The sequence below is a fragment of the Micromonospora sp. CA-263727 genome, assembly GCF_050942455.1.
Taxonomy (GTDB): domain Bacteria; phylum Actinomycetota; class Actinomycetes; order Mycobacteriales; family Micromonosporaceae; genus Micromonospora.
Genome location: NZ_CP192031.1, coordinates 4,041,473 through 4,058,197, shown reverse-complemented (window position 1 = coordinate 4,058,197; position 16,725 = coordinate 4,041,473). Strand labels below are relative to the sequence as shown.

Genomic DNA, 16,725 nt, shown 5'->3' with positions numbered 1-16,725 from the left:
CGGCGGACCAGCGGTGACGAGGTGTGCCGCCGCGGCGGGCGCGGGACCGGTCACGGGCGGCCCCGCGCCCGGCGTCACGCCGTGGCCAGCGCGCGGTGCAGGCGGCGGGCCTCGGTGACCAGGCGACTCGACCCGCCCCGCCCGGCGACCTCGGCCAGGCCGGGCACCTCGATCCGTACGCCGGTGGTGGTGGCCGTCTCGGTGGCCACGGTGAGCAGGTCGGGCGCGCCGCGCGGTGGGGTGGGCGCGGCGAGCACCGCGGGCAGCGCGGCGGCCAGCAACCGCCACACGGTCAGCGGCGCGCCCGCCCCGACGGCGTCGCGCAGCGGCTCGACCGCCCGGGACAGCTTTACCGACTGCCCGGCGACCAGCGCCCCCAACTGCTCGCCGGTGCCCGTCGGGTCGAACTGACCGGCGGCGGCGAGCGCGAGCAGGGCGTCCAGGGTGGCGATCCGGTCCGCGCCGTGCCGGGCGCCGAGGCCGTATGCCACCGCCAGGTCGAGGGCCACCCCACCCGGTCCGGTCGCCTCGGCGAGCAGCGGCAGCACGGCGGTGCCGTCGCGCTGGTCCATGTCCGCCGTGCCGGCCACCATCGGCAGCAGGTACGCGGCGACCACGCCCCGGTGCCCGGGCAGGATCGACGGCCACAGGTTGGCCCAACCGGAGTGCTCCATCCCGATCGGTGCCGGGTCGGCGGTGAGCAGCCCATAGCGGTCGTGGTACCCCTCGGGCGGGCGCAACTCGACCAGGATCCGCCGCGCCGGCAGCTGGTCGTACTCCCAGTCGTAGCCGGACCGGCGCGGTCGCCGGGCGACCGGGGCGGCCCGCATGACCGGCTGCGGCAGCCCGCCGTCGCGCAGCCACCCGGCGAGCCGGTCCCCGGCCGGCGTGCCCAGCGCCGCCGCCTTGCCGGCCACCGCCTCGTCGGCGTCGGCGGGCAGCCGCAGCAGTGCCTGGGTGAGGTCCCACCGCCACGGCGTCCGCTCGCCCAGCGCGGCCAGCCGCTCCACCAGGGCGAGCGGATCGAGCGCCCCGTTTCCGCTCGTCGGGGCGGAGAGCAGGCCGGGTAGTCCCGGCTCGCCGAAGCGGATGCCGATCTCGGCGAGCCGGGCCCGCAGCAGGCGGTGTGGCGGCGGCATCCGGGGGTCGGTGGTGGCCAGTTCCGGTGCCGACCGCGCCGGATCGGCGGGGCTTGCCGCGGCGAGCAGGGCCTGCCAGCGGCTGCGCCGTCGGGGATGCCGCTCGACCACGCTCCGGAACAGGTCGACCACCACGGCGCAGAGGCACATCGGCTGGTAGCTGTGCTCGTGGCCCCAGGACCAGTGCCGTCGCTCGATGACCGGGCCCAGCGCCTCGGCGACCCCGACGGCGTGGCTGGCGCTGAGCCGGACCAGCCCGTCGAGGATGCGCTCCAGCCCGCTGCCCGGCGACGGCGTGCCGAGCAGCGCCGCGACCTCCTCGGCCAGCTCGTCCACGTCGGTGATCGGCTCGGCGGCCGGTGCCGGCGGCAGGGGCGGGGGCAGGTCGTCGCCGCGCGGCCGGCTGACCGTCGCACCGGAACCGGCCGGCGTCGGCTCGAAGCCGTGCCGGACGGCCAGCGTGGTCGCCCGATCGCGCAGTTCGACGGCGGGATGCTCGGCGGCGACCGCGATCACCTCGGCGATCTCGACGGCCCGGTCCCGGTGCTGGCGGGCCAGCCGGTCGAGCCAGGCGAGCTGGCTGCGGACCAGGGTCCTGTCGGGACGCGCCAGCACCTGCCGGGCGGCGTCCAGCAGCGCCTCCCACTCCCGCACGGGTAGCTCCCGCAGCGCCTTCTGGGCCATGGTGGCCACCGGGGCCGGTGCGTCGGTGAGCAGCCGCAGGTAGTCGGCGCTGCGGGCGGCGACCTCGGCGGGGGTCGGCTGGAGCAGGCCGAGCAGGGTGGTGAAGGCGCGCAGGGCACCGGGGCGGTCGCCGCGCAGCAGCCGGCCGATCGAGCCGTCGACCAGCATCACCCGGTCGACCACTCCGTCGGCGGCGAGCTGGGCCAGCGCGGTCAGCAGGGCGTGCCGCTCCCGATCGTCCCAGACGTGGAACACGACGTCGGACATCATCCGGGTGCCGAGGCCGTCCACCTCGAAGAGGCGGGGCAGCATGGTGGAGAGGAACGGGTCGGCGCGCAACCGGTCGGCCACCGGCACCGGCCGCCGCCGATGCTGCCGGTCGGCGAACTCGACGGCGCTCAGCCACAGCTGTACGGAGCGGTCGTCGGTGGGCGGCGCGGCGCCCTCGGCGTGCAGCAGGGTGGCGACGAACTGCCACCGCTCGACCCAGTCGTCCTGGGTGAACCGCGCGGCCATCCGGTGCGCCAGGTCGGCGAGCCAGCCGACCCCCCGCTCCTCGGCCACGCTGCGGACCAGCCTCGCCGCCCGGACGCCGTCCACGAAGACCGAGCCGCGGCCGAGGATCGCCGCCGCCTGGGCGGCGGTGGGCAGGCAGCCGACCACCGCCACCGCCAGGGCGGTGCCGGTGCCGGAGCCCCACCAGGTCTCCCGGTCGCGCTTCTTGAACCAGGCGGCCAGCTCGACGCCGACCGCCCGGCGGCGCTGTTCGGGCAGCCCGGTCAGGGCCGCCGCGATCGATTCGGCGTGGCCCTTCGACACCAGGTCGAACAGGTCGCTCGTGCCGTCGGCCGCCAGCTCCCGGCGTCGCCGAACCGTGCTCATCATCGTGGTGAGCCGCTCCGCCGGCTTCACACCTCCTCCTCGACCTGGTTGGCGGTCGACATCCGGGTGGCCAGGGCGTGCCGGCACGGCCCCCGTTGCCCCCGGTGCTTGGCCCACCAGGGGCAGGTGCAGGTGAGGCCGCCGTCGGGCAGTTGGCGGACCCGGTACACCTCGTCGCCGCTGCGCACCGTGGCGCAGGCGCCGTCGAGCTGCACCGCCCCGGCGTCGAGCAGGGCCCGCGCGCCGACCAGCCGAGGATTGTCCCGCTCGGCCCGGCCCGCGTCGTACGGCATGACCCGGTGGAAGTACGCCGCCTCCGCCACGTCGTAGCCGACCCGGCCGGCGGTGCCGAGCTGGGCCAGGGCGCCCCGGACGCGCCCGGCGTCGAGGCCCGCCTGGCTGGCCAGCCGGTCCACGTCGACGGTCGGGTCCCAGGAGAGCAGGGCGGAGATCAGGTCGGCGTCGTCGACGACGTCGTCGCCGGCCAGCGCGGTGAGCGCCGCGCCCTCGCCGGAGAAGCCCCGGTACGGCTCGGGGGAGAGGGTGAGGGAGAGCCGCAGCGCGCCGGTGTCCAACTCCCAGACGCTCGGCACCGGGGCGGAACCGGCCGTCACGGTCGGCCCGTACACCCGCAGGGTCTTCGCGAAGCGCAACATCGGGCGCAGCGCGGTGAGTCGGCTCGGCCCGGCCAGGCAGACCGCCCCGGCGACGGGCCGGGAGGTCAGCCGCAGGGACCGGCCGGCGGGCACCACCCAGAACACCGACCGGTCGTTGCCGCTCGGCAGCCGGCGTAGGAACGCCGTCGCCTCGGCCGCCGGCAGCTCCGCCCGGGGCTCGAACCGGGCGGCCAGCACCTGCACCTCGGCGAAGCCGCGCAGCCAGCGTACGGGCAGCGGAACCTTCTTCTCCACCACCTCGCCATCCATCGTGGACACCGTCAGGTCGTCGGGGCCGACCGACAGGTGCAGCGGATCCAGGCCGCCGACGCGGGTCAGCGCCGCACGCAGCGGGGTGTTGACGTCGACGTTGGTGGTGCCGTGCTCGACCGCGTCACCGTCGAGCCCGGCCGGCAGCGCGTCCAGCCGCGCGTACACCCCGCAGCAACCGGAGAAGGACTCGAAGCGGAGCCGGTCCCGGCTACCGGTGACCACCGGGTCGAGGCTGGCCGGGCTGACCGGCCGGTGGTAGCGGGTGCGGGCCACCTCGGCCACCGCCAGCAGACCGACCGCGGCGGCCTGCGGCGTGGTGAGGAAGCCGGTGAAGAATCGGGGATTCGGCGCCGGCCCGCCGCTGGTCTGTAGGGCGAGCGAGCCCCGGCCGAGCGCGGAGGAGGCGAGATAGCGGTACGTCTGCACTGCGTTCACGACGCCGGACGGTAGAGCACCCCACCGACACAACCGTCCGGCGGCAGGCCGGCCGTGCCCTCGCCGGCGGTCAGTGGGCCGCGACGGCCACCAGCTCCGGCTCCACCGTGGCCAGCCGGGTCGGCCGCACCACGAGCAGGAGCACGACCAGCGCCGAGGCCAGGCCGACGGCGATCACCAGGGCCATCGCCACCGCGCCGGTGCCGAGTACGCCCACCAGCGGCGCGGCCAGCGCGCCGATGCCGAACTGCACCGCGCCGAGCAGCGCGGAGGCCGTGCCGGCCGCCTCGCCGTGCCGGGTCAGCGCCAGCGCGGGGGCGTTCGGCAGCGCCAGCCCGGCCGAGGCGAGCACCACCCACAGCGACGCGAGCAGGGCGGGCAGCCCACCGAGCCCGGTCGCGGCGACGCCGAGCAGCACCAGCGCGGCGCCGGTGCCCACGAGCAGGGCGGCCAGCAGGATCCGTTGCGGGGAGTAGCGCCGCAGCAGCCGGACGTTGCCCTGGGTGGCGGCGATCAGGCCGACCGCGCCCGCGCCGAACGCGATCCCGAACTGCTGTTCGTCGAGCCCGTAGTGCTGCTGGAGGACGAACGAGGATCCGCCGACGTAGGCGAAGAGGGCCGCCATGGCCAGCCCGGCGACCAGCACCAGCCCGACGAAGGCGCGGTCGCGCAGCAGCGAGCGGTAGAGCCGGATGGTGGGGCGCACCCCGCCGCGCTGGCGTCGGGCGGGCGGCAGGGTCTCCCGCAGGCCGAGCAGGGCGATCAACATCAGCAGCACGCCGAAGACGGCCAGCGCCGCGAAGACCCCGCGCCACTGCGTCCACCGCAGCAGTTCGCTGCCGAGGGTCGGCGCGAGGATCGGGGCGGCCCCCATCACCAGCAGCAGGCGGGAGAGCAACTGCGCGAAGGCCGCGCCGCTGAACAGGTCGCGTACCACCGCCATGGCGATCACCGCGGCGGCGGCCGCGCCGAGCCCCTGGACGACCCGCAGCGCGCCGAGCACCGCGACGTTCGGGGCCAGGGCGCAGCAGACCGAGGCGACGACGTGCAGCGCGGTGCCCGCGATCAGCGGGGTGCGCCGGCCGACCGCGTCCGACAGCGGGCCGATCAGCAACTGCCCCAGGGCGAGCCCGACCAGGGTTCCGGTGAGGGTCATCTGGACCGCCGCCGAGCTGGTGGCGAGGTCGTCGACGATCGCGGGAAGCGCGGGAAGGTACATGTCGATGGTGAGCGGGCCCACCGCGATCAGCGAGCCGAGGACGAGGATGAGCCGCAGGCGTTGCCGGCGGCTCATCAGATCACCCGGCATCAGCGGGGCGGCGGTCACCGGGTGACCTCCGGCCGGTCCGGACGCGCGGCAGGCAATGGTGCGACGGTCATATCTGGCTCCAACCCGGAACCGGTGAGCTGATTCCCGGTCCGAGCATAGGTAACGCAACTCACAGCCGGACGGATCGACGGTGATGGGTCTTGCATCCCCTATTTCCTATAGGGATAATAGGCAATGTGAGGAACTGGCGATGACAGCGATCTCCGCGGCGCCGGCCAGTGGGACGCGCCCGCCGCCGGACGACCTTCGGTCGCTCAAGGTGGTGCCGGCCCGGCACCCGTGGCGGTGGGCGGCGAGCGTCGTGGTCGCGGTGCTGCTGGCGATGCTGCTGCACGCGCTGGTCACCAACCCGGCCTGGGAGTGGCACGTCGTCAGCCAGTACCTCTTCTACGAGACGGTGCTCCGGGCGGTCGGGGTGACCCTGCAGCTGACCGCCCTGGGCATCGTGCTGGGCTTCGCGCTCGGCACGGTGCTGGCGCTGATGCGGCTGTCCAGCAGCCCGCTGCTGCAGGGCGTCTCCTGGGGCTACGTCTGGCTGTTCCGCTCCGTACCGCTGATCCTGCAGTTGCTCTTCTGGTTCAACCTCGCGCTGCTCTACGACCGCATCTCGTTCGGGATCCCGTTCGGGCCGGCCTTCTTCGACATCGGCACCCAGGACCTGATCGGACCGTTGACCGCCGCGGCGCTCGGCCTGGCGCTACACCAGGCGGCGTACTGCGCGGAGATCGTGCGGTCCGGGTTTCTCTCCGTCGACCAGGGGCAGTTGGAGGCGGCGATGGCGCTCGGCATCCCCCGGCGTCGCCAGATCCGACGCATCCTGCTGCCCCAGGCGATGCGGACCATCATCCCGACCGCCGGCAACGAGATCATCGGCCTGGTCAAGGGCACGTCGGTGGTCTACATCATGGCCATCCCGGAGCTGTTCTACCAGGTGCAGATCATCTATGCCCGTAACGGTCGGGTGATCGCGCTGCTGCTCGTCGCCGCGATCTGGTACCTGGCCCTGACCACCGTGCTCTCCATCGCCCAGTACTACGTCGAGCGCTACTACGCGCGTGGCGCGGTGCGGGTACTGCCGCAGACGCCGTGGCAGCGGACCCGCCGGGTGTTGGGCAACCTGGCGGCGGCGCGCCGCCAGCGGCGGGCCGAGCACGCGCACCTCGCCGACGCGCTCGACCGGGAGGCCGGCCGGTGAGCCAGCTGATGGTGGAGGTGCGCGGCATCCACAAGAGCTTCGGCCCGCTGGAGGTGCTGCGCGGCATCGACCTGGAGGTCGAGGCCGGCCAGGTGGTCGTCATCCTCGGCCCGTCGGGCTCCGGCAAGTCGACGCTGCTGCGCAGCATCAACCACCTGGAGAAGGTCAACCGGGGGTACGTGCGCATCGACGGTGAACTCGTCGGCTACCGCCAGGCCGGGGGGCGGCTGCGCGAGCTGAAGGAGCGGGAGGTGCTCCGCCAGCGTACGCACATCGGGTTCGTGTTCCAGAACTTCAACCTCTTCCCGCACCTGACCGTGCTGGAGAACGTCATGGAGGCGCCGGTCTCGGCGCAGGGGCGGCGGCGACGCGACGTGGCGGAGTCGGCTGCCCGGCTGCTCGACCGGGTCGGCCTCGCCGAGAAGGCGCAGAGCTACCCGCGCCAACTCTCCGGCGGCCAGCAGCAGCGGGTCGCCATCGCCCGGGCGCTCGCACTGGAGCCGAAGGTTGTCCTCTTCGACGAGCCGACCTCCGCCCTGGACCCGGAACTGGTCGGCGAGGTCCTCGACGTGATGCGGGACCTCGCCCGCGGCGGCACCACCATGATCGTCGTCACCCACGAGATCGGCTTCGCCCGCGAGGTCGCCGACACGGTCGTGTTCATGGACGACGGCCGCGTCGTCGAGCAGGGCCCGCCCCGGCGTCTCCTGGACGACCCACGACACGAACGCACCCGCGCCTTTCTCGCCAAGGTCCTCTGACCCAACCCACCGAAGTCCTCCCGAGCAAAGGAGCCCGTCATGCCCCGATGGCCCAACGCTGTCCTGGTTTCCCTGGTCGGCGTCCTCGCGTTGGCCGCCTGTGGCACGCCGGAGGCCGAACGGTCGGTGCCCGTCGGCCCGTCCGCCACCGGTGGCCAGGTGATCAACACCAGCCCGGACCAGCCGCGCATCCGGGCCGACAAGGTGGCCGAGATCGCCGCGAAGGTGCCTGAGGCGATCCGCGCGGACGGCAAGCTCACCGTCGGCGTGAGCGGCGAGGGCTACCCGCCGTTGGCGTTCCGCGCCGACGACGACCGGACCCTGATCGGTGTCGAACCGGACATCGCCCAGCTCGTCGCCGACGTGCTCGGCCTGGAGCTGGAGCTGCAACCGACCTCCTGGGAGAACCTCTTCCTGGTCATCCGCTCCGGGCAGAACGAGGTCGGCTTCTCCAACATCACCGTGACCGAGGAGCGCAAGGACATCTACGACTTCGCGTCCTACCGGGTCGACTCGCTCGGCTGGGAGGTCAAGAAGGACGGGAAGATCGAGAAGATCGAGAAGCCGGCCGACATCGCCGGGCTCACCGTCTCCGTCGGCTCCGGCACCAACCAGGAACAGGTGCTGCTGCGCTGGAACGAGCAGAACAAGGCCGCCGGGCTGGCCGAGGCGAAGATCGTCTACTACCAGCGCCCGACGGAGTACCAGTTGGCCCTCCGCTCCGGGCGGATCGACGCGTACTTCGGGCCGAACCCGGCCCTGGTCTACCACGCCGCGGTCAGCGGGGAGACCAAGATCGTCGGGGTGGTGCCGGGCGGCGGCGAGGTACCGGCCCAGATCGCCGCGATGACCAAGAAGGACAACAACCTGGTCCCGGCGCTCAGCGAGGCGCTCAACGTCGTCATCCGGAACGGGCGGTACCAGGAGGTGCTGGCCCGGTGGGGGTTGAGCGACGAAGCCATCCCGGCCTCCGAGGTCAATCCACCCGGCCTGCCGCGCCCCTGAGCCTGGAGGCACCGTGACGGACATCCTGGACAACCCGGTGTGGGCCGGGCTCACCGGCCCACACGCCCACCTGGCCCAGGTCAACGGCCAGGCGGCGCGCTACCACCCGGACGTCGCCCCGTTCGCCACCCTGGCGGCCGGCCATGACGAGCGGGCCTGGGCCGACCTCGCGGCGCTGATCGGCCCCGCCACGGTGGTGGCGGTGACCGGGGTCAGCGGTGACCCGCCCGCCGGTTGGGACCGGGTGGAGCGGATCCCCGGAGTCCAGATGGTCGCCACCGCCCTGCGCGACGCCCCCGACCCGGAAGCGGTCCGCCTGCGCCCGGCCGACGTGCCGGAGATGCTCGACCTGGTGGCCCGCACCGAACCGGGGCCGTTCCGGCCCCGCACCATCGAACTCGGCACCTACCTGGGCATCCGGATCGGCGGCCGGCTCGCGGCGATGGCGGGCGAGCGCCTGCACCCGCCGGGCTGAACCGAGATCAGCGCGGTCTGCACGGACCCGGCATACCGGCGGCTGGGGCTCGCCTCCCGCCTGGTCCGTGCGGTGGCCGCCGGCATCCGGGCCCGCGGCGAGACCCCGTTCCTGCACACCGCGGCCGAGAACACCCGGGCGATCCGGCTCTACCGTTCGCTCGGGTTCGACCTGCGCCGGCACACCATGTTCGACGCGTACCGCACGCCCGATCCGGCGCCCGTGCCGGTCGGCACCGTCACCGGCGCCTGATACCGCGCTGCTCGGGAGCCGGTCACCCTCGGCGGAGAATGGTCACCGGGAGGGCAGGCCGAGGCGGGCCAGCGCCTCCCGAAGGCGGTGCCGCCCGGCCATCGACTCCGGCCCCCTGAGCCGGGCGAGCAGCCGGTCGCTCCAGGTGCCCGGCAGCCCGTACCGCGCGTTGTAGGCGCCCAGCCGCTTGTCGTAGGTGCCGATGTGCCCGTCCGCCGCGTCGGCGTCGTAGCGCTCCCGATGCAGCACGGCATCGAGGGGCAGCCGGGGCTTGACCCCGGCCCGCTCGGCCGGGTCCGGCGCGCCGACGGCCAGCCCGAACGTGGCCACCGCGTGTGGCGGCAGCGCCAACTCGGCGGCGACCTGCTCGGGGTGGTTGCGGATGGCGCCGACGAAGACGGTGCCCAGACCGAGCGACTCCGCGGCCACCACGGCGTTCTGGGCCGCCAGCGCGGTGTCGACGAAGCCGATGAGGGTGCTCTCCAGGTAGTCCGTGGCGGCGAGTGGCGCTCCGCCGCGGTCGGCGAGTCGGTGGGCCCGACCGAGATCGGCGATCCAGACCAGGAACAGCGGCGCCTGCGCGATGAAGCCCTGGTTGCCGGCGAGCGCGGCGAGCCGTGCCCGGCGCGCGGGATCGCGTACCGCGACGACGCTCCACGGTTGGAGGTTGGACGACGTGGCGGCCGACTGTGCCGCCGCGACCAGCGCGGTCAGCTCGTCGTCGGTGACCGCGCGGGGGCCGAACCTGCGCACCGAGCGGTGCGCGAGTTGCCCGCGGATCGTGTCGGTGGCCACGCCGAGCGTCGCGGCGGGGTCGCCGTACCGGGCGGCGACGGAGGTCAGCTCGGGGCCGCCGTTGCCGGGCACGGGCGTGGCCGTCCGGGGCGATCGCTGCCGGCGGGGCAGCGGCAGGCCGAGCCGGGCGCGCAGCGTCGGGTGGCGGTATTCGCGCTGGAACAGGCCGCGTCGTTGCAGGATCGGCACCACCAGTTCGGCGAAGTTCTCCAGGTCGACGGAGGTGTCGGCCGGCATCACCGTGAACCCGTCCGCGGTGCCCGCCTCGTACCAGCCCTGGAGGTCGTCGGCCACCTGCTCGGCCGAGCCCACGAGCAGCCGGTGTCCGGAGCCGCCGGCACCACGCTGGACCAGCTCCCGTGGAGTACGCGGGCCGGCGGCGATCAGCGCGCGGGTGGCGGCGCTGAAACCCGCGGAGAAGGCGTCGCCGGGGATGGCGTCGGGCAGGTCGTCGACGGTGATCGGGTCGTCCGGCCCGTAGACGCCGTCCGGGAGGCCCAGGTTGCGGGTGAGGGCGGCGGTCAACCGGTCGATCGGCAGGGTCGCGTAGAGCTGCTGTTCCCGGTGCCGGGCCTCCTCCTCGGTCGCGGCCACGAGCACCACCACGCCGAGGGAGACCTTCACGTCGTCGGGGTGCCGTCCGGCCGATGCCGCCCGTCGGCGGATCTCGTCGCGGAACGCGGTCGCGGCGGACCGGGTCTGCGCCACGGTGAACACGACATCCGCGAAGGTGCCGGCGAGAGCGAGCCCGCCCGGGGAACCGCCGGCCTGGACGATGACCGGTCGACCCTGCGGCCCGGCCGGGACCGGGAGCGGCCCGGCGACCGAGAAGAACTCGCCGACATGGTCGATCTGATGGATGCGGGCCAGGTCGGCGTACCGGCCGCTGCTCTTGTCGGCGACGATCGCCTCGGGATCCCAGCCGTCCCAGAGGCGGGTGGCCACGTCGAGGAACTCGTACGCCCGGCGGTAGCGGGTCTGCTTGTCCGGGTGTGCGGTCAGGCCGAAGTTCGCGGCGGCGGCGGGGGTCCCGGTGGTGACGATGTTGACGGCCGCCCGGCCCCGGGTGACATGGTCCAGCGCCTGGAACCGTCGGGCCAGGTTGTACGGCGAGTTGTAGGTCGTCGAGCTGGTGATGACGACACCGAGGTTCCGGGTGGTGGCCGCCAGGTGGCCCAGCAGGACGAGCGGGTCGAGGCCGGTGCCCGGCGCCTCCTCGATCTCGCCACGCAGCGCGGGGCCGTCACCCAGGAAGATCGCGTCGATCTTCGCGGCCTCGGCGATCCGCGCCAGCCGCCCGAAGTGGTCGATGTCCAGGTAGGCCAGCGGGTCGGCGTGCGGCAGCCGCCAGGCGTGCCGGAAGTGACCCGGGGTCATCAGGGACAGGTTGAGGTGGAATCCGGTCATGGCGTCCCTCCGGAGGCGGCGACGTGGCGGTGCGCGGGCGCGGGTCGGTCGGTGGGTGGGATCGGTCGGCTCGTGGCCGGCCGCCAGCCGAGCGCGGGCGCCAGCTGCCGCGCCCCGGCGGCGAGCAGACGGAGGTGCTCGTCGAAGGCGGGGACACCGGGAACGAAGCTCAGCAGCAGGTCGGTGGCGTGCCGCAGCGCCGGATCGGCGGCCAGCTCCGCCACGATGGCCTCGGGCGGCCCGAGCAGGCCGCCGTCGGCCGCCAGGTACTCCTCGACGCCGAGGCCGGCGACGTCGCGCCGGGCGGACTGCCAGCTCTGCCACCGGCGGACCCCGGGCGTGACCAGCCGGACGGCCTCCGTCCGGTCCGGGTGGGGGTAGGCGGCCCGGGAGACCTGTATCCGGGGCCGCCGGTCGGGCTCCCGCCATGCCGCCCGGTAGGCGGCGATCCACTCGGCCTGGTGCCGCTGGGCCTCACGTACCGTGCCGTCGCGCCAGCCGGTGGCGCGGGAGAGTTGCAGCCCGTCACCGGCGAGCCCGGCAGCGGCCGCGGCGGCGTGCGCCCGTCCCGGGTCGCTGGTGGTGGCCTGCCAGAGCCGTCGCCGCAGGCCGTTCGCGGGTGGGTGCAGCACCTCGCCGAGGCTGTTGACCGGGACGCCCGCCAGCAGCTGGTGCAGCCGGCCCACCGCGGCGTCGAAGAGCTGGTGCCGGCCGGCCAGGTCCTTCCCGAACGCCTCCCAGGCGCCCGGGAACGGACCCGAGCCGACGCCGAGTTCGAGGCGGCCACCACTGATCGCGTCGAGGGTGGCCGCGTCCTCGGCGACCTTGAGGGGATCCTCCAACGGAAGTACGAGCACGCCGGTGCCCAGCCCGATCCGGGTGGTGTGCTCGGCGATCGCGGCGAGCACCAGCAGCGGTGCCGAGACGTGCTCGTTGCCCTGCCGGAAGTGCCGCTGGATCACCCAGCCCGAGTCGTAGCCCAGCTCCTCGGCGGCCACGAAAACCTCGACCGCCTCCCGGTAGGCGCGTGCTGGCGAAACGTCGGTGTCGAGGTGCAGGAGGAAACCCAGCCGGAACGGGCGTCCGTCCTCGACGCCGGCGCCGATCGGTGCGGCGAGTTCGGGCATGTCAAAGCCTCAACCCGGTCCCGTGTACGCCGTGCTCGTCGATGAGCGCCAGCTCCTGCTCGGTCAGGGGCGGGAAGTCGAGCGCCCTCACGTTGTGGTCCAGCTGCCAGGTGGAGCTGGCGCCGATCAGCGCGGAGGTCACCTGCGGCTGCCGCAGCACCCACTGCAGTGCCAGCTGCGCCAGGGACTGGCCGCGCTGCTCGGCGAGCCGGTGGAGGGCGGTGGCCCGCTGCCGGTAGGTGCCGTCGATGACGTCGGGCGACAGGAACGTGCTGTTCTCGGCGCGGGCGCCCGACGGGATGCCGTCGAGGTACTTGTCGGTGAGCAGGCCCTGGGCCAGCGGTGAGTAGACGACCAGGCCGAAGCCGTCCTCGGCGGCCAGCTTGAGCAGGCCGTTCAGCTCGGGTCGACGGTCGAAGATCGAGTACCGCGGCTGGTGGACCAGCAACGGCACACCGGCATGGCGGAGCAGCGCGGCGGTTTCCTGCGCCCGCTCGGTGCCGTAGTTGGAGATCCCGACGTAGAGGGCCTTGCCCTGCTGCACCGCGCTGACCAGGGCACCGACGGTTTCCTCGATCGGCGTGGTGAGGTCCGGGCTGTGGCTGTAGAAGATGTCGACGTAGTCGGTGTTCAGGTCGCGCAGGCTGTGCTCCAGCGAGGTGAGCAGCGACTTGCGGGAGCCGCCCTTGAGGTAGGGGCTGGGGCCGATCGGGTTGCCCGCCTTGGTCGACAGGATCAGCTCGTCCCGGTAGGGGGCCAGGTCCCGGCCGAGCACCCTGCCGAAGAACTGCTGCGCGGCGCGGTGTGGCGGGCCGTACCGGTCGGCGTTGTCGAAGTGGGTGATGCCCAGGTCGAAGGCGTGCAGCACGATGTCGCGCTGGGTGTGGAAGGGGTAGTCGGTGCCGAACTTCTGCCACAGGCCGAAGGAGAACGCGGGCAGGTCGAGCCCGGAGTTGCCGGCCCGGCGGTACTCCAGCCGCTGGTAGCGGTCCCCGGCCGCCGCGTAGGTCTGGTCGAAGGCGCCGTAGCTCATGGGTGTCTCCCGTGCGGGTCAGTTGGTGGTCGGGTGGTTGCGGCGCAGCGCGGCGGGGGTCAGGGACGGAAGGTCCCGGCCGGTGTCGCGTTCGACGAAGTGGGTGCCGGGGGCGACGATCTCGTCGATCCGGTCGAGGAGGCGCGGGTCGAGTTCGACGGTGGCCGCCTTGAGGTAGCCCTCCAGGTGGTCGAGGGTGCGCGGGCCGATGATCACGCTGCTCACCGCCGGGTGGTTGAGCGTGAACGCCAGGGCCAGGTCGACCAGGGTCAGGCCGTTCTCCTCGGCGAGCCGGGCCAGGGCGTCGGCGGCGGCCAGCTTGCGCTGGTTGCGCTCCAGGCCGATGTCGAACCGGCCGGGGATGAGGTCGGCGCGCGCCGACTCCGGCTGCTCGCCGCCGACCCGGTACCGGCCGGACAACCAGCCGGCGGCCAGCGGGCCGTAGCTGAGCACGCCGACGCCGTACGTGCGGGCGACCGGAAAGACCTCCCGTTCGGCGCTGCGCACCAGCAGGGAGTACGGCAGCTGCTCGGTGTGCGGGGCGACGAGCCCGTGCCGGTCGGCCAGCCACTGCGCCTCGACCAGTTGGTACGCGGGGAAGACGGAGGTGCCGTAGTAGCGGATCTTCCCCTGCTGGATCAGGTCGTTGAGGGTACGCAGTGTCTCCAGCAGGTCGGTGTGCGGATCCGGCCGGTGCGCCTGGTAGAGATCGATGTGGTCGGTGTCGAGCCGGCGCAGGCTGTCCTCCACCGCCCGGACGATCCAGCGGCGCGAGTTGCCCGCGTGTTGGGGATTGTCGCCGATCTGGCCGTGGAACTTGGTGGCCAGGAAGACATCGTCGCGGCGTCCCCGCAGCGCCCTGGCGAGGATCTCCTCCGAGGCGCCGTGGGCGTAGACGTCGGCGGTGTCGACGGTGGTGATGCCGGCGTCGAGGGCGGCCTGGATGATCCGGATGCTCTCGGCCTCCTCCTGCCACCGGCCGAAGTTCATCGTGCCGAGCGTGAGCGGGGCGACCAGGACGCCGGTGCGGCCCAGTACGCGGTTCGCCTTGACGGTCATTCGTTCGTCTCCTCCTTCAGAACAGGCCCGTGGTCGGCGGTTCCTCCCCGACCAGGTGGTACGCGCCGGCAACCGATGCCTTCCACTGCCGGGGGTTGTGGTTGGCGACCGTGCGGGCGTTGCGCCAGTGCCGGTCGAAGCCGAGGTCACGGCCGGTGATCGAACCACCGGCGACGTCGAAGAGCAGCTCGGCGGCGCGCAGCGCGGACTCGATGGCGACCACCCCGGTCTGCGCCACGGTGACCGCGGCCTCGGCGCCGGCGGCACGTGCCGCCGGACCGGTCAGGCCGGGTACGCCCTGGAGCACGTCGGCGGCGAGTAGCACCACCGACCGGGCCGCGTGGGCACGGGCGGCGATCTCGCCCACGGTCTGTCGCACGTAGGGGTCGTCACCGCTGCGGCTCGCCGTGCTGTGCTTGATCGGCCGGGCCTTCTCGCGGACGAACCAGACGGCGTCGTCGAGCGCGGCGGCGGCGATGCCGGCCTCGACCGCGGCCAGGTAGAGCTGGGCGAACGATCCCAGCCACGGGTTGTCCAACCGGCTGTTGTCCCGCTTCACGATCTCGTCGGCGGCGACCCGTACGTCCACCAGCCGGGTGGTGCCGCTGGCCGTCAGGCGCTGGCCGACCGCGTCGAAGTCGTCGAGCCGGTGTACGCCGTCACGCTCCACCGGCACGGTGAAGCCGAACACGGCGCCGTTCTCGTCCCTGGCCGAACCGGAGAACCACGAGGCGTACAGCCCGCCGGTCGAGTAGTACTTCTCGCCGTTGATGACGTACCCGTCGCCGTCGCGCCGGATGGTGGTGTTGACCGAGCCGCTGGCCCCGCCGGAGCGTTCGTTGGCGGTGCCGGCGAAGAGGTCGCCGGCGCGCAGCCGCCGCAGGGTGACCGCCCGGTGGGGCAGGTCGGGGCGGGTCGCCACCTGATGGGCGGTGAGGAAGCTGTTGCGCAGCGCCTGGGCCACGTTGGAGTCGGCCCGGGCGATGTCGATGATCAGGTCGGTCACGTCCCGTAGCGTGCCGCCGGCGCCGCCGTCGACCCGGGCGATGCCGGTCAGGGTGATCCGCTGCTCGGCCAGCGCCCGCACGTCGTCGAACGCGTAGTCGCGGGCCTGCTCGCGAGCGGCGGCGCTGACGCCGAGGCGGTCCAGGACCGGCCGGATCGCGGCCCGGATGCCCTCGACGGTGAAGGCGGGTGCCGGGTCGGCGGGGCCGGCCGGGGCGGTGCCGACCAGTCCGGCGGTCATGCCAGCACCGCCGCGACCTCGGCCAGGCCCAGCGCGGCCCGCAGGGTGGGCGGCGGTGCGCCGGTCTGCACCAGTCGCGGCACCACCGTGCGCAGCGCGCTCACCACCTGCTCGGTGCCACCCCGGGCGAGCAGTTCGACCCCGTCGAGCCGCTGCTCGGCGGCCCAGGCCCGCAACTCGTCACCGAGAGCCACGGCGGCCGGTCCGGGCCGGGCCAGCTCGGCCCGGCCGAGCAGCGCGACGTCGTGCCGGGACCGGCCGGCGCGCCGCAGGGCATCGGTCAACGCGGCGTCGGCGCCGGCGGCCCGCCAGCGGTCGACCACGACGACGTCCGCGTGTTCCGCGACCGCTGCCGCGTCGAGGGTGCCCAGGTCGGCCACGACCACCGGGCGTCCCTGCCGGGAGGACGGCCCGTCCAGCGGGCCGGCGACCCGGTAGTAGGCGCCCTCGTGGTTGATCGGTTTGACCAGTGCCGTGTCGACGACGATGCCGGCCTGCTGATCGCCGACGAGCGCCGCCTGCGGGAACGACTCCCACAGCCGGGTCAGCACCTGGACGTACTCCGCCCAGCGCCGGGCGGGATCCGTCGCGTCGTGGCCCGCGGCGGCTGCCTCGCTGACCTCGTCGCCCTGACCGGCTCGCAGGGCGATGCCGGCGCGACCGGCGGTGGCCCGGTCGAGGGAGAGCACGCGGCGGGCGACGTTGTACGGCGCGTGCCGGGTGGTCGGGATCTCGGCGACGTAGCCGACGCCGTCGTGGACCCCGGCGAGGTAGGCGGCGACCACCGTCGGGTCGAGGGTGCGCCCGGTCGGCCCGCCGTCGGCGATCCGGATCGCGGCGACACCGACCTGCCGTGCCACCGCGGCGATGGTGCGGGCCCCGGCGAGGGAGACCACCGCCGGGCCGTCGGCCCGGTGCGGGTCCGGTACCCCGACCGCGAGGGCGAGCTGGACAGCCGTACTCATGAATCG

14 protein-coding genes are annotated in these 16,725 nt (G+C 74.0%); 5 read left to right on the top strand and 9 right to left on the bottom strand.

Annotated features, from left to right (window positions below; translation table 11 throughout):
• Positions 1–74: 74 nt before the first annotated feature.
• The 3 genes from ACQPYA_RS17830 to ACQPYA_RS17820 form a co-directional block, all read right to left on the bottom strand.
• On the bottom strand, positions 75–2,735 hold the full coding sequence (locus ACQPYA_RS17830) for a DUF6493 family protein (RefSeq protein ID WP_433528215.1): 2,661 nt from the start codon (positions 2,733–2,735) through the stop codon (positions 75–77).
• Entirely contained in the window at positions 2,732–4,069 is a 1,338-nt protein-coding gene (locus ACQPYA_RS17825; RefSeq protein ID WP_433528214.1) for an SWIM zinc finger family protein, read from the bottom strand. Before ACQPYA_RS17825 ends, ACQPYA_RS17830 begins: the two co-directional genes overlap by 4 nt.
• 70 nt (positions 4,070–4,139) lie before the next feature.
• Complete coding sequence (locus tag ACQPYA_RS17820; protein WP_433533532.1) at positions 4,140–5,363, bottom strand: multidrug effflux MFS transporter; 1,224 nt, start codon at positions 5,361–5,363, stop codon at positions 4,140–4,142.
• Between the two features lie 226 nt (positions 5,364–5,589).
• Here ACQPYA_RS17820 and ACQPYA_RS17815 point away from each other — a divergent pair, with 226 nt between their 5' ends.
• The 5 genes from ACQPYA_RS17815 to ACQPYA_RS17795 are packed head-to-tail and all read left to right on the top strand — an operon-like array spanning position 5,590 to position 9,087.
• Entirely contained in the window at positions 5,590–6,594 is a 1,005-nt protein-coding gene (locus tag ACQPYA_RS17815; protein ID WP_433528213.1) for an amino acid ABC transporter permease, read from the top strand.
• Positions 6,595–6,602: 8 nt separating this feature from the next.
• Positions 6,603–7,355: an amino acid ABC transporter ATP-binding protein gene (locus ACQPYA_RS17810; protein WP_433533531.1), complete on the top strand. Its 753-nt coding sequence runs from the start codon at positions 6,603–6,605 to the stop codon at positions 7,353–7,355.
• A gap of 39 nt (positions 7,356–7,394) precedes the next feature.
• Entirely contained in the window at positions 7,395–8,360 is a 966-nt protein-coding gene (locus ACQPYA_RS17805; protein ID WP_433528212.1) for an ABC transporter substrate-binding protein, read from the top strand.
• Between the two features lie 13 nt (positions 8,361–8,373).
• Positions 8,374–8,835 carry a hypothetical protein gene (locus tag ACQPYA_RS17800; RefSeq protein ID WP_433528211.1) on the top strand — a complete coding sequence of 154 codons (462 nt, stop codon included), beginning with the start codon at positions 8,374–8,376 and terminating at the stop codon, positions 8,833–8,835.
• Between the two features lie 6 nt (positions 8,836–8,841).
• Entirely contained in the window at positions 8,842–9,087 is a 246-nt protein-coding gene (locus tag ACQPYA_RS17795) for a GNAT family N-acetyltransferase (RefSeq protein WP_433533530.1), read from the top strand.
• Positions 9,088–9,129: 42 nt separating this feature from the next.
• On the opposite strand, the gene ACQPYA_RS17790 is transcribed toward ACQPYA_RS17795, so the two are convergent.
• The 6 genes from ACQPYA_RS17790 to ACQPYA_RS17765 are packed head-to-tail and all read right to left on the bottom strand — an operon-like array spanning position 9,130 to position 16,719.
• Positions 9,130–11,289, bottom strand: coding sequence for an NtaA/DmoA family FMN-dependent monooxygenase (locus ACQPYA_RS17790; RefSeq protein ID WP_433528210.1), 2,160 nt, complete (start codon positions 11,287–11,289; stop codon positions 9,130–9,132).
• A complete protein-coding gene (locus tag ACQPYA_RS17785; RefSeq protein WP_433528209.1) occupies positions 11,286–12,416 on the bottom strand; it encodes an LLM class flavin-dependent oxidoreductase in 1,131 nt (376 codons plus the stop codon). Before ACQPYA_RS17785 ends, ACQPYA_RS17790 begins: the two co-directional genes overlap by 4 nt.
• Before the next feature lies 1 nt (position 12,417).
• On the bottom strand, positions 12,418–13,449 hold the full coding sequence (locus ACQPYA_RS17780; protein WP_433528208.1) for an aldo/keto reductase: 1,032 nt from the start codon (positions 13,447–13,449) through the stop codon (positions 12,418–12,420).
• A gap of 18 nt (positions 13,450–13,467) precedes the next feature.
• The gene (locus ACQPYA_RS17775; protein WP_433528207.1) at positions 13,468–14,508 is read right to left on the bottom strand and encodes an aldo/keto reductase; all 1,041 of its coding nucleotides are present in this window, start codon (positions 14,506–14,508) and stop codon (positions 13,468–13,470) included.
• Between the two features lie 16 nt (positions 14,509–14,524).
• Positions 14,525–15,754, bottom strand: a complete 1,230-nt coding sequence (locus tag ACQPYA_RS17770; protein ID WP_433528206.1) for an acyl-CoA dehydrogenase family protein — start codon at positions 15,752–15,754, stop codon at positions 14,525–14,527.
• A complete protein-coding gene (locus tag ACQPYA_RS17765; protein ID WP_433528205.1) occupies positions 15,751–16,719 on the bottom strand; it encodes an LLM class flavin-dependent oxidoreductase in 969 nt (322 codons plus the stop codon). The genes ACQPYA_RS17770 and ACQPYA_RS17765 overlap by 4 nt, the downstream gene beginning before the upstream one ends.
• Positions 16,720–16,725: the final 6 nt, after the last annotated feature.

Bases quoted from the DNA above. Each gene is read 5' to 3' on its own strand.
- ACQPYA_RS17815 (WP_433528213.1), top strand. From the start codon at position 5,590: ATGACAGCGATCTCCGCGGCGCCGGCCAGTGGGACGCGCCCGCCGCCG.
- ACQPYA_RS17805 (WP_433528212.1), top strand. From the start codon at position 7,395: ATGCCCCGATGGCCCAACGCTGTCCTGGTTTCCCTGGTCGGCGTCCTC.
- ACQPYA_RS17785 (WP_433528209.1), bottom strand. From the start codon at position 12,416: ATGCCCGAACTCGCCGCACCGATCGGCGCCGGCGTCGAGGACGGACGC.
- ACQPYA_RS17810 (WP_433533531.1), top strand. From the start codon at position 6,603: ATGGTGGAGGTGCGCGGCATCCACAAGAGCTTCGGCCCGCTGGAGGTG.
- ACQPYA_RS17790 (WP_433528210.1), bottom strand. From the start codon at position 11,289: ATGACCGGATTCCACCTCAACCTGTCCCTGATGACCCCGGGTCACTTC.
- ACQPYA_RS17820 (WP_433533532.1), bottom strand. From the start codon at position 5,363: ATGAGCCGCCGGCAACGCCTGCGGCTCATCCTCGTCCTCGGCTCGCTG.
- ACQPYA_RS17765 (WP_433528205.1), bottom strand. From the start codon at position 16,719: ATGAGTACGGCTGTCCAGCTCGCCCTCGCGGTCGGGGTACCGGACCCG.
- ACQPYA_RS17770 (WP_433528206.1), bottom strand. From the start codon at position 15,754: ATGACCGCCGGACTGGTCGGCACCGCCCCGGCCGGCCCCGCCGACCCG.
- ACQPYA_RS17780 (WP_433528208.1), bottom strand. From the start codon at position 13,449: ATGAGCTACGGCGCCTTCGACCAGACCTACGCGGCGGCCGGGGACCGC.
- ACQPYA_RS17775 (WP_433528207.1), bottom strand. From the start codon at position 14,508: ATGACCGTCAAGGCGAACCGCGTACTGGGCCGCACCGGCGTCCTGGTC.